Origin of the sequence: Agromyces binzhouensis, from assembly GCF_004135055.1 — a bacterium.
Classification (GTDB): Bacteria; Actinomycetota; Actinomycetes; order Actinomycetales; family Microbacteriaceae; genus Agromyces; species Agromyces binzhouensis.
The window spans coordinates 1-12,306 of record NZ_SDPL01000048.1 but is presented as its reverse complement, the minus strand read 5'-3'; the positions used below and the strand labels follow the sequence as shown (position 1 = coordinate 12,306).

Below are 12,306 nucleotides of genomic sequence, written 5' to 3'. Positions count from 1 at the left end.
GTCAGGCGTGCGCGTCGCGCGCCGCGCGCGCGTTCGACTCGTTGGCGCGGGGCCGCGGCATCCGCCCCCTCGTCGTCGCGTTCGGTCGGCGCCGTCACGCGGTCTCGGCCTCCTCGACCGGCGGCGCTCCCCTCCCGAGCACGGAGGCGACGCGTTCGGCGACCGACTCGGGGTCGCCGAACAGCTCGAAGCTGTGCACGCGGAGGTAGTGCCATCCGAGCCGTCGGAGCACGTCGGGGCGAAGCCGCAGCGACTCGCGGAGGCTCTGGCCGACGAGGGCCTGGTCGGTCTCCACGACGACGGCCTTGCCGGCGTACGAGGCGGCCAGGGAGAGCGTGTCGCGGTGACCGACGCTCACGCGGATGCCGCGGCGCTCGAGCCGCGTCGCGAGGTCGACGAGCATCGGGTCGCCTCGCCCGCGATCCCGGACCGCGTCCTTCTGCTCCTCGGTGTGCGAGAGCACGCTCGCGAGTGCGACGACCCCGTGGCGCTGGCGGTCCGCGTCGATGTCGTCGGGGCGGAAGGCCGACACGATGTCCATCGAGCGACGCGCGCGCGTCATGGCGACGGCGAGCAGCCGCTCGCCGCCCGGTTCGCCGAGCGCGCCGAAGTTCGACAGCAGGCGTCCGTGCGGCGTGCGACCGTAGCCGATCGAGAACACGACGCGATCGCGGCTCTGCGCGACGGCCTGCTCGAGGGTGAGCACCGTGAACGGCTCGGCGCGGTCACGCAGGATGAAGTCCGACAGGTCGGTGCGCTTCGCGAACGCGGCGAGCACGGCCTGGTGCACGCGGGCCGCGTGCCGCGCGCTCGCCGTGATGACCATGAGCGACTCGCGCGGGCGCTTGACCGCGTGCTCCATGACGAGTTCGACCACCTTCGCGACCTCGGCGTCGAGGCTCTCGACCGTGCCGGTCACGGCGTCGGGCAGCCCGTTCCCGCGGACGTAGTGCAGGCCGAGGCTGCCGTGGCCGAGGAAGCTCCCCGCCCACGGCATCGACAGGATGCGCCCGCCGTAGAACCGGCGGTTCACGAGCTCGGCGAGATCCTCGCCGCCCGCGCGGTAGCTCCGGGTGAGGGTGAGGGTCGGCAGCAGGTCCGCCAGGCGTGCGAGCGCAGAGTCGGCGTGCAGCGCGTCGACGCCGTGCTCCGCCGGCGGACGCTCGTCGGGGTCGGCCGGGATCGCGACCTCGAAGCGCGTGGGTGTCTGCGTGACCGGGTCGCCGAACGCGACGACCTGGCTCGCCCGCCGGATCGCGCCCAGGTTCTCGGCGATGGTGGTCGCCCCGGCGTCGACGAGGACCACCGTGTCGAACCGGATGGCGTCGTCGATGTCGGGCACCTCGTACGGCGAGGCGAGCCAGACGGGAGCGAGCAGCCGGAACAGGTGGGGCGCCTCGCGATGCAGCCGATCGGGACGCACCCGGTCGCCGCGCAGCATCCGCCGCAGTCGCTCGGCCTCGTCCGGATGGTCGACGAGCGCGACGCGCCAGGCCTCGGCGAGGCGCCATGCGAGCAGGGGTCCCGCCGCCGACGCGTGCGCGTCGTCGACGAGGCGGAAGTCGGATTCGAGCCGGTCGAGCACGCTCGTGTTCGCACCGAGCAGTGCGGGATCGCCCGCGAGCATCGTCTCGAAGACCGACTGCCACCAGGCGAGCTCGAGCTCGGAGGCGACCTGCTGCTCGGGGACGTGCCGCTTGGCGAGGTCGACGAGCAACGGGTCGAGTCCGAGGCCGCGGAGCTTCTGCAGCAGCGCCGTCCGCTCCTGCAGGTTGAGGAGCACCTCGGACTCCGCGGCGAGCCCGAGGAGCGTCGCCTCCAGGTCGCGCAGCGGTCGGGCCGCGAGTCGCTTGGGGGTCCCCGCGAGTCCGAGCGGGGCGTCGAGCTCCTGCAGGTCGGCCGCGACCGTGTGGTACGCCACGTGCACGTCGTCGAGCCCGACGGGCACGCTGGGCACGGCGCCCGCCTCCGAGTACCGGTGCCACAGCGTGCGCTGCTGCTGGATGCCCCGGAGCGAGCCGTTCAGGTCGCCGACGTGCACCCCGGGGCGCACGTACTCGAGCGCGAGGCGCTTCAGGCGGCGCCGGTTCGCGCCGGACATGCCGGTCTCGCGGCGCGGCGCGGTGGCGGCGATGAGCTCGCCGAGCGGGCGGTCGTAGACCGACGGCAGGAACTTGTCGAGCGTGTCGCGCACGTCGTGGAGCAGTCGGAGGAAGACGCCGAGCTCGGCGACGGACTCGAACTGGCGCAGGCGCGTCTGCGCGATGAGCGCCCGGCCGCGTTCGAGCAGCCGGGGCACGTCGGTCGTGCTCAGTCGCTTGGCGAGTTCGTGGGCGGCCGTCGCCTCCTCCGAGGTGGCGAAGTCCGCGCCGTACCAGGGCGAGTCGCCCGGGCCGTACCGGAACTCGCCCAGGGTCGCCGCACGGACGAGGTCGGCCGCGACCGGGTCGCGCTCCTCGGCGAGCGCGACGAGTGAATCGCGGTCGAGCCGCGCCGTGGTGTCGGGCGGAACGGGCATCGACGCGAGGCCGGCGAGTGCGGTGAGCGCGTCGAGCACCGAGACGCCGAGCTCGCCGTCGTTCCGGGTGAGCGCGTTCCGGTAGTCGAGCAGCACCCGGCGGAGGCGCACCAGGGCGTCGTCGATGTCGGCGATGCGCGGCTGCTCGGCCTTCTCGTTGCGCGTGATCGACTGGATCAGGTCCCGCCGCAGGCGATCCGTGCTCACGGCGAGTCCGCCGAGCCCGACCTGCCCGAGTCGGTGGGCGATGCCGTCGAGGCTGGCGCGCCGAGCGCCGACGACCAGCACTCGACGCTCGTTCGCGAGCAGCGCGCCGATCGCGTTCACGATGGTCTGCGTGCCGCCCGTGCCGGGAAGCGTCTTCACGACGATCGAGTCGCCCTGCTCGATCCGGGCGATCACCTGTTCCTGCTCGGCGTCGGCGTCGAGCAGGAGACGGTCGGTCGAGGGCGGCCGCTCGTCCTGGGGGACGATGCGGGGCGGCTCCGCCTGCCGGGACACGGCGGCGCGGGCGTTCGGGTTGCCGGCGATCGCGTCGATGACGGGATGTTCGAGCCGGGCGGCATCCGCCCCCATCGACGGACCGACCTCGGCGAACGACGAGACCACGAGGCGCGGCGCGACGTGGAAGTACGGCAGGTGCGAGGTGAGCCCTCGGAGCCGGTCGATCACGGGCTGCGGCTTGAACACGCCGTTCGTGATCGCGAGCGCCACGAACGCGTCGGCGTCGAGCGTGATCTGGAAGCGCTCGTGCAGCTCGCGGGCGAGCGCCGGGTTGAGGAAGGGCTGTCCCTTCAACTTCAGCTCGAAGTCGCGGCCGTACCGGCGGATCGCGAGCGGACGCAGCAGGACCGGGGCGAGGAAGTCCTCACCCGCCGACTGCCAGGACGCCAGGCCGATCGCGAGGTGGACGGATTCGATGCCGCGGACGGATCGGAGCTCGACGCCCTTCTGCGTGATCTCGGCCGCGGCGAGCCGCGCGTTGCGGAGCGCGAGCTCGTCGCGGATCAGGCTCGACAGGAGCGTGGACTTGCCGGTGATGAACTGCGGCAGGCCGCCCGGGTGGGTCGTGGAGAGCTCGATGCGCGTCCGCGGCGCGTCGTCGAAGTGGATGAGGGGCGATCGGCCGCCGAGGTCGCGGAGCTCGGCGTGCCAGCGACGCCAGCTCGGCTCGGCGATGTTGCCCGCGACGACCGTGGGGTCGCCGATCGTCACCGCGTGCGGTGTCGCGGGGTCGCGTCTGGGATCCCTCGACCCGGCACGCTCGGCGGCAGGGGTCTCGGTCCCGTCGTCGGGGAACTCGTCCCCGTCGTTCCGATCGAGCCGTTGCACATCGACACCATACGGCGGCACGGGCGGATCCCCCGGAGCATCGCCGCACTCCGCGGGATTTCGATACCCGCCGGGTATTGATACCATGGGGGTATGCTTTCCCTGGCACCCGACCGCACGAGGAGCAGCACATGAAGTCGATCTCCCCCGCCGACGCCCACGCCGTGGCCGACGCGTGGATCCTCGACGTCCGCGAGGACCACGAACTCGAGCAGGCCCGCGTCGACGACGCCCACCACATCCCCCTCGGCACGCTCGTCGAACGACTCGACGAGGTGCCCCGCGACCGGACCGTCTACGTGATGTGCCACGGCGGCGGCCGCAGCGCGCAGGCGACCGAGTACCTCTCGGCACGGGGCGTCGATGCCGTGAACATCTCGGGCGGCATCATGGAGTGGCACCGCGCCGGTCTCCCCCTCACCATCGGAGGTACCGCATGACCATCAACATCGCCACGGAGTCGACCTCCGACGCCCAGCGTCGCATCGCGAACCGCCTGAAGCGCGCCCGCGGGCAGCTCAACGCCGTCATCGAGGCCGTCGAGTCGGGCGCCGACTGCCGCACCGTCGTGAACCAGCTCGCCGCCGTGTCGAGCGCGCTCGACCGTGCGGGCTTCGCCGTGATCTCGACCGCGATGCGCGACTGCGCTGCGGACCCCGACGGCAAGGTCGACGGCTCGGGCGAGCGCCTCGACTTCGACGAGCTCGAGAAGCTGTTCCTGTCGTTGTCCTGAGGAGCGACCCTCCGGCGCCCGGTCACGGCCGCGCGCGCCTGCGAGGCCGCTCCCGTCGACCGGTGGATGCCACGACGGCCGCCGCCCGATTCGGATCGGGTCGGCGGCCGTCGTGTGCTCACGGAGCGCCTGGTCGGGCACCCCGGCGTCAGACGAGGGAGGACAGCTCCAGGCCGTGGGCCTTCGCGACCCCCTCGTTGGTCAGCTTGCCGGCCGTGGCGTTCAGGCCCTTGGCCAGGGCGGGGTCGGCCGCGAGGGCCGCCTCCCAGCCGAGGTCCGCGATCTTCAGCGCGTACGGCAGCGTGGCGTTCGTGAGTGCCGGCGTCGAGGTCGCGGGCACCGCGCCGGGCATGTTCGCGACGCAGTAGTAGATCGCGTCGTGCACCCGGTACGTCGGGTCGGCGTGGGTGGTCGCGCGCGACCCCTCGAAGCATCCGCCCTGGTCGATCGCGATGTCGACGAGCACCGCGCCGCGCTTCATGGTGGCGACCATCTCGTCGGTGACGACCTTCGGCGCCGCCGCGCCGGGAACGAGCACCGCGCCGATCACGAGGTCCGCGTCGCGCACCTGGCGGGCGGTCTCGTAGGGCGAGGACGCGAGCGTCTTGATCCGGTGCTCGTAGCGCGCGTCGAGCTCGCGCAGCTTCGGCAGCGAGATGTCCATCACGGTCACGTCGGCGCCCATGCCCATCGCGGTCGCCGCCGCCTGCTCGCCGGCGACGCCGCCGCCGATCACGACCACCTTCGCGGGAGCGGTTCCGGGGACGCCTCCGAGCAGCACGCCGCGGCCGCCCTTCGACGCGTGCAGCGAGGCCGCGCCGACCTGCGGGGCGAGCCGGCCGGCGACCTCGCTCATCGGGGTGAGCAGCGGCAGCGAACGGTCCGCGAGCTGGACGGTCTCGTAGGCGATCGCGGTGACGCCCGAATCGAGGATGGCCCGGGTGAGGGGGAGGTCCGCCGCGAGGTGGAGGTAGGTGAACAGCGTGAGGTCCTCGCGCAGGAACCCGTACTCCTGCTCGATGGGCTCCTTGACCTTCAGCACGAGCTCCGCGGCCCATGCCTCCTCGGCGGTCGCGACGATGTTCGCGCCGGCGGCGCGGTACTCGTCGTCGTGGTAGCCCGCGCCCTCGCCGGCACCGGCCTCGATGTCGACCCGGTGCCCGCGCAGGGCGAGCGCGTTCACTCCCGCGGGCGTCATCGCGACGCGGAATTCGTTGTTCTTGATCTCTGCAGGCACGCCGACGTGCATGGGTACGCTCCGAATGCTGTGTGGATGTGTGCTTCCATGGTCGCCTCATATTCGTTGTTTGTGAAGTGCTTCCGCATGATGTTCGGTAGACTCGCGGCATCCGTCTCGAATGTTCGTCGAGGAGTGCCGCCATGTCCGATCTGCCGAAGTTCAGCGAACCCGCTCGGGTCGTGCTCGACGACATCGATCGGCAGATCATCGCGCTGCTGCACGAGAACGCCCGCATCCCGAACGTCGACCTCGCCCGCGAGGTCGGCGTCTCCCCGTCGACGTGCCTCGCGCGCGTGCGCTCGCTGCGCGAGCGCGGCGTCATCACGCGCTACACGGCGGAGATCAACCCGACCGCGCTCGGCTTCACGCTCCAGGCGCTCGTCTCGGTCCGCATCCGGCCCGGCGCTCGTCACCTCATGGAGCAGATCTCCGACGACCTCCGGCGCGAGCCCGAGGTGGCGCAGCTCTTCTTCCTCGGCGGCAGCGAGGACTTCCTCATCCACGTCCGCGTGCGCGACAGCGAGCACGTCCGCCAGTTCGTCCTGAAGAACCTCTCGGCGAACCCCGCCGTCGCCCTCACCGAGACCAACCTCGTCTTCGAGCACCACACCGCCGAATCGGCCGGACTGCGCGCCGTGCTGTGATGCGGGTCGCGGCTGCCGACGCCTCGCCTCAGTGCGACATCGGCAGGATCTCGCCCAGGTCGAGCCCGGTCGGTGCCTCGAGCTGCTCGTACGTGCAGCTCTCGGGAGTGCGATCGGGGCGCCAGCGCCGGAACTGCGCCGTATGCCGGAACCGATCGCCCTCCATGTGGTCGTAGGCGACCTCGACGACGAGTTCGGGGCGCAGCGGGACGAACGAGAGGTCCTTGCCCGCGCTCCAACGGCTGACCGCGCCGGGCATGCGGCCGGTGCGGTGCGCCTCCTGATCGGCCCACTCCCCCCACGGATGCTGCGACAGGTCCTCCTCGACGTAGGGTGCGAGCGTCTCCACGAGCTCGCGACGCTTCGCCATCGGGAAGGACGCGGCGACGCCCACGTGGTGCAGGCGCCCGTCGTCGCCGTGGAGCCCGAGCAGCAGTGACCCGACGATCCCACCGGTCTTGTGCCACCGGTAGCCGGCGACCACGCAGTCGGCCGTCCGCTCGTGCTTGACCTTGAACATCACCCGCTTGTCGGGTTGGTAGGTGCCGTCGAGCGGCTTCGCCACCACGCCGTCGAGCCCGGCTCCCTCGAAGCGCGCGAACCAGTCGTCGGCCTCGGCGGGATCGGCCGTCGCCGGAGTGACGAAGACCGGGTCGGATGCCGCGGCGAGCGCCTCGACGAGCAGCGCGCGCCGTTCGGCGAACGGCCGGCTCGTCAGGTCGTCGTCGCCGAGCGCCAGCAGGTCGAATGCGACGAACGAGACGGGGGTCTGCTCGGCGAGGAGCTTCACCCGACTCGCGGCGGGGTGGATCCGCTGCTGCAGTGCATCGAAGTCGAGTCGGCCGTCGCGGACGAGCACGATCTCGCCGTCGACGACGCATCGTCCGGGGAGATGCTGCCTCAACGCCTCGACGAGCTCGGGGAAGTACCTCGTCATCGGTCGCTCGTTGCGGCTGCCGAGCTCGACCTCGTCGCCGTCGCGGAACACGATCGTGCGGAAGCCGTCCCACTTGGGCTCGACGTGACCGACGTCGGGGATGCCCTTCACCGATCTCGCGAGCATCGGCTTGACGGGCGGCATCACCGGCAGGTCCATCCGCCCATCATGCTCCCCTCCTCCGACACGCGCACCCGGCATCCCTCCGCGCGGAGCACGGGTGCCCGGCGCGCCGCGCGGGTAGCACCACCTCCACGGGCGATCAAGGGTCTGCCATCGCGCGGGCCCGCGGCGTACCCTCGATGACGGGGAACGCGTTCGGGGCGCAACCGACCCCGGAGGGGTGAGGGTGACCATGTCCGAAACGGATGGACACGGACCGAGGAGCGCACGCTCGGAGGAGGACCGCGTCCTGGATGCCGCGGTCGACGAGGTCGAGCGACGCGCACGCGCACAGGAGGACGCCGACGCCGAGGAGCGCGTCGCCGTGCGGGACGACGAGGGGCGGATCACCGAGGAGCGCGCGCAATGAGCTCCGTGATCGACCGACCCGACCACGGCACCGGCCGTGAGACCCCCCTGCTTCCGTCGATCGGGGTCTGGTGGCCGATGCTGGAGGCGCCGCTGCAACGCGAGATCCTCGAGCACCCCACCGCACCGCTCCGCACGGCGATCGTGCGGCGGATCCTCGATCTCTGCGAGCTCGATGATCGACCAGTCCCCCGATCCGGGATCCGGCTCGGCGCGAACGAGCGCGCGTACCTCGCGGGATGGACGCACGCCGCCGACTGGACCTGATCGCGCACGGGATGAGACCACGTTCGGCGCGAGAGCGCAAGCGGTTGAGTCGACCGCGACGGACGGGTAGACCTGAGGGCATGGACCGGATCCACTACGCGGGCGGCGAGCTGCTCACCGGAAGCGCGATCGCCGATGCGATCGTCGACTACGCGGCCGCGCTCGCGTCGCGTCGGTCCGCGGCCTCCATCGACATCCCGATCCGTGGCGAGGACGGCTCCACCGCACGCGCGCACCTGCTGGTCGGACCCGCGAGCCAGCTCCTCACCGAACCTGTCGAGACCGACCAGGAGGAACTCGTCGACGAGGAGCTGGTCTCACGGCTCAGGGCCGCGACGACGGCGCTCTCCGCCATCCGTCCCATGGTCGAGGCGCCGGAACCCGGGTACGGCGCCGGCGACGACACCGATGAACTGGAGTGGCCGCCGATCCGCTGAGGTCGCATGCGACCGACGTTCAGTCGCCGAGGTCGACCTTGTCGATGCCGCCCGCTCCCGGCTCCGCGGCTGCCGGCTCGGCCGGTTCCTCATGGGCCTCGGCCTCGCCGGGGATCGGGTCGTCCGAGGGGATCGGCACGATGCTGACGGGGATTCCGGGTCCGACGAGCAGCTCGGCGGGCTGCGGGCGGCCCTCGCCGAAGTTCACGGTGATCCAGTCGGCGAGCCCACGCTCGTGCGCTCGCTCGATCGCCGCCTTGATCGCCTCCACGTCGGCTTCGCCCACCGAGTACTGGGCGCCGCCGTACATGATGTTCACGCGCTTCACGACTCGTTCCCCCCGTTCCCGTCGACTCCGTTCCTCGTCTCCGGTTCGGGGACGAGGACGAGCCCGCCGGGCGAGTTCGCCGTCGACATGAGCGCGTCGACCCATGCGCGGTTGATCGACGGCTGGCGCCCGCCCGCGTACTTGAAGACGAGCGGGATCCGCGGGTGCATCCAGAGCGTGCTGCGACCGTCGCCGATCGCGGGGTCGTCGCGCCAGCTGAAGTAGAACGATTCGCCTCGGCGGAGCTTCGCGCCGATCACGAGCTGCAGGTGCGCCAGTACGCGATCGTCGAAGTCCACGCCGAGCGTCGAATCGTACGTCAACTTCCCCACGTCCACCTCCGGCGCTGCACAGCCTGACGCACAGCGTAGCCCGCGGACGGTCCGGGGAACAGGGGTTGCCAGGAGCGATCCCGGCACCCGCCGACGTGCGCCTCAGGTGCGGCGGTGCGACCGGTAGTACTCGAGCAGCGCACGCGTCGAGGCGTCCTGCCCCGCCAGGGCCGACTCGTCGCCCTCGATCGCCGGGGCGATCTGCAGGGCGAGCTGCTTGCCGAGCTCGACGCCCCACTGGTCGAACGAGTTGATGCCCCACACGACGCCCTGCGTGAACGTGATGTGCTCGTAGAGCGCGATCAGCTGGCCGAGCACCGACGGCGTGAGCGCCGGCGCGAAGATCGACGTCGTCGGGCGGTTGCCCTCGAACGTGCGCGCGGCGACGAGCGATCCGGTGGTGCCCTCCGTCTCGACCTCCTCGGCGGTCTTGCCGAAGGCGAGCGCCTTCGTCTGCGCGAGGAAGTTGGCGAGGAACAGACCGTGCACGTCGCGGCCGTCGTCGGTCGACGGGTACGCGGGGTTCGCGAAGGCGATGAAGTCCGCGGGGATGAGCCGCGTGCCCTGGTGGATCAGCTGGTAGAACGCGTGCTGGCCGTTCGTGCCGGGCTCGCCCCAGAACACCTCGCCCGTCGTGGTCGTGACCGGCGAGCCGTCCCAGCGGACGGACTTGCCGTTGGACTCCATCGTGAGCTGCTGCAGGTACGCGGGGAACCGGTGCAGCTGCTGCGCGTAGGGCAGGACGGCGTGCGACTGCGAACCCAGGAAGTTCGTGTACCAGACGTTGAGGAGCCCCATGAGGACCGGCACGTTGCGCTCGAGCGGAGTCGTGCGCACGTGCTCGTCGACGGCGTGGAAGCCGGCGAGCAGCTCGCGGAAGACCTCGGGCCCGAGCTCGATCGCGAGCGACAGGCCGATCGCCGAGTCCACCGAGTAGCGGCCGCCGACCCAGTCCCAGAAGCCGAACGCGTTCTGCGGGTCGATGCCGAAGGCCGCGACCCTGTCGAGCGCCGTCGAGACCGCGACGAAGTGGTGCGCGACCGCGTCGGTGCGGGATGCCTCGTCGCCGTCGATCGCACCGGCCGACTCGAGCCCGGCCCACAGCCAGTCGCGCGCGAGCCGCGCGTTGGTGAGCGTCTCGAGCGTGGTGAAGGTCTTCGACGCGACGATCACGAGCGTGGTCTCCGGGTCGAGCCCCGCCGTCTTCTGCGCCACGTCGGTCGGGTCGATGTTGGACACGAAGTGCGCTCGGATGCCGGCATCCGCGTAGGGCTTCAGCGCCTCGGAGACCATCACCGGGCCGAGGTCGGAGCCGCCGATGCCGATGTTCACGACATCCGTGACGCGCTTCCCGCTCACGCCGCGCCACTCGCCCGAGCGGACCCGATCGGCGAAGGCGCCAAGCCGGTCGAGCACCTCGTGGACGTCGTGGTCGACGTCCTGTCCGTCGACGACGAGCGCCGGCGCGGCGCCCTTCGGGCGCCGGAGCGCGGTGTGCAGCACCGCGCGGTCCTCGGTCGTGTTGATGTGCTCGCCGGCCAGCATCGCGGCGTACCGCTCGGCGACGTGCGTCTGCTCCGCGAGCCGGACCAGGGCGGCGAGGATCTCGTCGGTGACGAGGTTCTTCGACAGGTCGACGTGCAGGTCTGCGAGCGGCAGGCTCAGTCGCTCGACGCGGTCCGCATCGGCGGCGAACCAGTCGCGGAGGTCGGGTTCGAACGAGGCGCGGTGGGCCTCGAGCTCGGACCAGGCGGAGGTTGCGGTGGGATCGATCGGCGTGCTCACCCGCCTCACGCTACCCGCACCGATCGGGCGCGTGAACCCGTGCGACGCCGGGCTACGGGAACGGGACGGGCGCGGCACGCGCGATGGTGCCCCTGGAGGGACTCGAACCCCCAACCCTCTCCTTAGGACGGAGCTGCTCTTCCATTGAGCTACAGAGGCTGACCGGAAGAGTCTAGCGGGCGCGCGAGACCGGCTCGGCCCGAAGGGCGCAGCGGACCGGGCGTCAGTTGTAGCCGAGCACCACGATCGCGGACGTCGACGGGGCGAGCTCGTCGACGAACCCGTTCTCGTCGAACCGGTTGTCGTCTGAGGGCTGCGTCATCGCGGTCACCATGCTTCGCTTCTCTGGGGAGGGAAGCCTCAGGCTACCGGCGGGGCGACACCGCGGTCATTGTCCGGAACGTCCAAGATCTCGCGGCCGTTTCGCCATGGTGTCACCCACGCGAAGCGGCCGGCGCTCGCTCAGGCGGGCGGGTAGAGGTAGAGCGCCTCGCCGACCGGGATCGTGCGCACGTGGTACGAGTGGTCGGAGTTCCAGTTGTACTCCTCGATCGTGACCGTGCCGTCGCCGTTGACCGCCTGCACGTACGCCACGTGGTTGTACGGGAACCATGCGACCGCGCCGACGACGGGTTCGCTGCTCGACGGCCAGCCCTTCGCGGCCCAGGCGTCCGCCCACATCCACGCGCTGCCCGAGGCGAGGTTGCCCCAGTCCCACTTCCACGGCGCGCCCGTCACGCCCGCGTCCCGGTTCAGGCGCCAGGCCACGAAGTCGACGCACTCGCGGTAGTAGTAGCGCAGGGGCGACAGCCCGCCGCCGTAGTCGTCGGGCGTCTGGTTCCACCACGGGTAGTCGTCGCCCTCGGCCCGCTGCGCGACGATCGCGTACTCGCCCGTGCCACGCGAGGCGAGCTCGGCCTCCCAGGCCGCACGCTCGGCCTCGGCCGCCGCGGCGTCGATCTCCTCGCGCGTCGTCACCGCGAAGGTGTCGCTGGACACCGGCGCCCCGGTGGCGAGGTCGGAGACCTCGAGGGCCTGCGCCTCGGCGACCGAGAGGCTGAACTTGGTCGGCGCCCCTCCCGGCAGGTGTCCACCGGGCAGGAACGCGTAGGCGGGAAGCGCCACGGTGCCGACGAGCGCCGGCACGAGGAGGACGGTGGCCGCGACGCGCATCGGACCGTTCCGCCGCGACACCGGCCCGGAGGCGCGTGCGCCGGGAGGC

General features: G+C 71.7%; 13 protein-coding genes and 1 tRNA gene. 6 read left to right on the top strand and 8 right to left on the bottom strand.

Annotation, left to right across the window (positions count from 1 at the left end; translation table 11 throughout):
- Window positions 1-94: 94 nt before the first annotated feature.
- A complete protein-coding gene (locus tag ESO86_RS04600) occupies window positions 95-3,850 on the bottom strand; it encodes an ATP-binding protein (protein WP_129233705.1) in 3,756 nt (1,251 codons plus the stop codon).
- A 131-nt stretch (window positions 3,851-3,981) separates the two neighbouring features.
- On the opposite strand from ESO86_RS04600, the gene ESO86_RS04595 reads away from it, so the two are divergent.
- Complete coding sequence (locus ESO86_RS04595) at window positions 3,982-4,290, top strand: rhodanese-like domain-containing protein (RefSeq protein ID WP_129233704.1); 309 nt, start codon at window positions 3,982-3,984, stop codon at window positions 4,288-4,290.
- Window positions 4,287-4,583 carry a metal-sensitive transcriptional regulator gene (locus tag ESO86_RS04590; RefSeq protein WP_129233703.1) on the top strand — a complete coding sequence of 99 codons (297 nt, stop codon included), beginning with the start codon at window positions 4,287-4,289 and terminating at the stop codon, window positions 4,581-4,583. Before ESO86_RS04595 ends, ESO86_RS04590 begins: the two co-directional genes overlap by 4 nt.
- Window positions 4,584-4,731: 148 nt before the next feature.
- Here the strand turns inward: ESO86_RS04590 and ald are convergent, their stop codons facing one another.
- Entirely contained in the window at window positions 4,732-5,832 is a 1,101-nt protein-coding gene (gene ald / locus ESO86_RS04585) for an alanine dehydrogenase (RefSeq protein ID WP_129233702.1), read from the bottom strand.
- A 131-nt stretch (window positions 5,833-5,963) separates the two neighbouring features.
- Between ald and ESO86_RS04580 the strand changes: the two genes are divergently transcribed.
- On the top strand, window positions 5,964-6,467 hold the full coding sequence (locus ESO86_RS04580; protein WP_129233701.1) for an Lrp/AsnC family transcriptional regulator: 504 nt from the start codon (window positions 5,964-5,966) through the stop codon (window positions 6,465-6,467).
- A gap of 28 nt (window positions 6,468-6,495) precedes the next feature.
- On the opposite strand, the gene ESO86_RS04575 is transcribed toward ESO86_RS04580, so the two are convergent.
- A complete protein-coding gene (locus ESO86_RS04575; protein WP_129233700.1) occupies window positions 6,496-7,563 on the bottom strand; it encodes an ATP-dependent DNA ligase in 1,068 nt (355 codons plus the stop codon).
- Between the two features lie 190 nt (window positions 7,564-7,753).
- Here ESO86_RS04575 and ESO86_RS04570 point away from each other — a divergent pair, with 190 nt between their 5' ends.
- From ESO86_RS04570 to ESO86_RS04560, 3 genes are all read left to right on the top strand, one after another.
- Window positions 7,754-7,936 (top strand): hypothetical protein, encoded by a 183-nt coding sequence (locus tag ESO86_RS04570; RefSeq protein WP_129233699.1) that lies wholly within the window; start codon window positions 7,754-7,756, stop codon window positions 7,934-7,936.
- Window positions 7,933-8,202, top strand: a complete 270-nt coding sequence (locus ESO86_RS04565) for a hypothetical protein (RefSeq protein ID WP_129233698.1) — start codon at window positions 7,933-7,935, stop codon at window positions 8,200-8,202. Before ESO86_RS04570 ends, ESO86_RS04565 begins: the two co-directional genes overlap by 4 nt.
- A gap of 80 nt (window positions 8,203-8,282) precedes the next feature.
- Window positions 8,283-8,639, top strand: a complete 357-nt coding sequence (locus ESO86_RS04560) for a hypothetical protein (protein WP_129233697.1) — start codon at window positions 8,283-8,285, stop codon at window positions 8,637-8,639.
- A 19-nt stretch (window positions 8,640-8,658) separates the two neighbouring features.
- On the opposite strand, the gene ESO86_RS04555 is transcribed toward ESO86_RS04560, so the two are convergent.
- From ESO86_RS04555 to ESO86_RS04535, 5 genes are all read right to left on the bottom strand, one after another.
- Window positions 8,659-8,967 carry a hypothetical protein gene (locus ESO86_RS04555; RefSeq protein WP_129233696.1) on the bottom strand — a complete coding sequence of 103 codons (309 nt, stop codon included), beginning with the start codon at window positions 8,965-8,967 and terminating at the stop codon, window positions 8,659-8,661.
- Window positions 8,964-9,299 (bottom strand): DUF7882 family protein, encoded by a 336-nt coding sequence (locus ESO86_RS04550; RefSeq protein WP_129233695.1) that lies wholly within the window; start codon window positions 9,297-9,299, stop codon window positions 8,964-8,966. The genes ESO86_RS04555 and ESO86_RS04550 overlap by 4 nt, the downstream gene beginning before the upstream one ends.
- A gap of 102 nt (window positions 9,300-9,401) precedes the next feature.
- Window positions 9,402-11,084 (bottom strand): glucose-6-phosphate isomerase, encoded by a 1,683-nt coding sequence (gene pgi, locus ESO86_RS04545; RefSeq protein WP_129233694.1) that lies wholly within the window; start codon window positions 11,082-11,084, stop codon window positions 9,402-9,404.
- An 84-nt stretch (window positions 11,085-11,168) separates the two neighbouring features.
- Window positions 11,169-11,243 (bottom strand) — tRNA-Arg (locus ESO86_RS04540).
- A gap of 303 nt (window positions 11,244-11,546) precedes the next feature.
- A partial coding sequence (locus ESO86_RS04535) for a CHAP domain-containing protein (RefSeq protein ID WP_207207014.1) occupies window positions 11,547-12,306 on the bottom strand: 760 nt, incomplete at its 5' end.

Excerpts from the sequence above, each read along its gene's own strand:
- ESO86_RS04595 (WP_129233704.1), top strand. The coding sequence starts at position 3,982 with ATGAAGTCGATCTCCCCCGCCGACGCCCACGCCGTGGCCGACGCGTGG.
- ESO86_RS04590 (WP_129233703.1), top strand. The coding sequence starts at position 4,287 with ATGACCATCAACATCGCCACGGAGTCGACCTCCGACGCCCAGCGTCGC.
- ald (WP_129233702.1), bottom strand. The coding sequence starts at position 5,832 with ATGCACGTCGGCGTGCCTGCAGAGATCAAGAACAACGAATTCCGCGTC.
- ESO86_RS04580 (WP_129233701.1), top strand. The coding sequence starts at position 5,964 with ATGTCCGATCTGCCGAAGTTCAGCGAACCCGCTCGGGTCGTGCTCGAC.
- ESO86_RS04575 (WP_129233700.1), bottom strand. The coding sequence starts at position 7,563 with ATGGACCTGCCGGTGATGCCGCCCGTCAAGCCGATGCTCGCGAGATCG.
- ESO86_RS04565 (WP_129233698.1), top strand. The coding sequence starts at position 7,933 with ATGAGCTCCGTGATCGACCGACCCGACCACGGCACCGGCCGTGAGACC.
- ESO86_RS04560 (WP_129233697.1), top strand. The coding sequence starts at position 8,283 with ATGGACCGGATCCACTACGCGGGCGGCGAGCTGCTCACCGGAAGCGCG.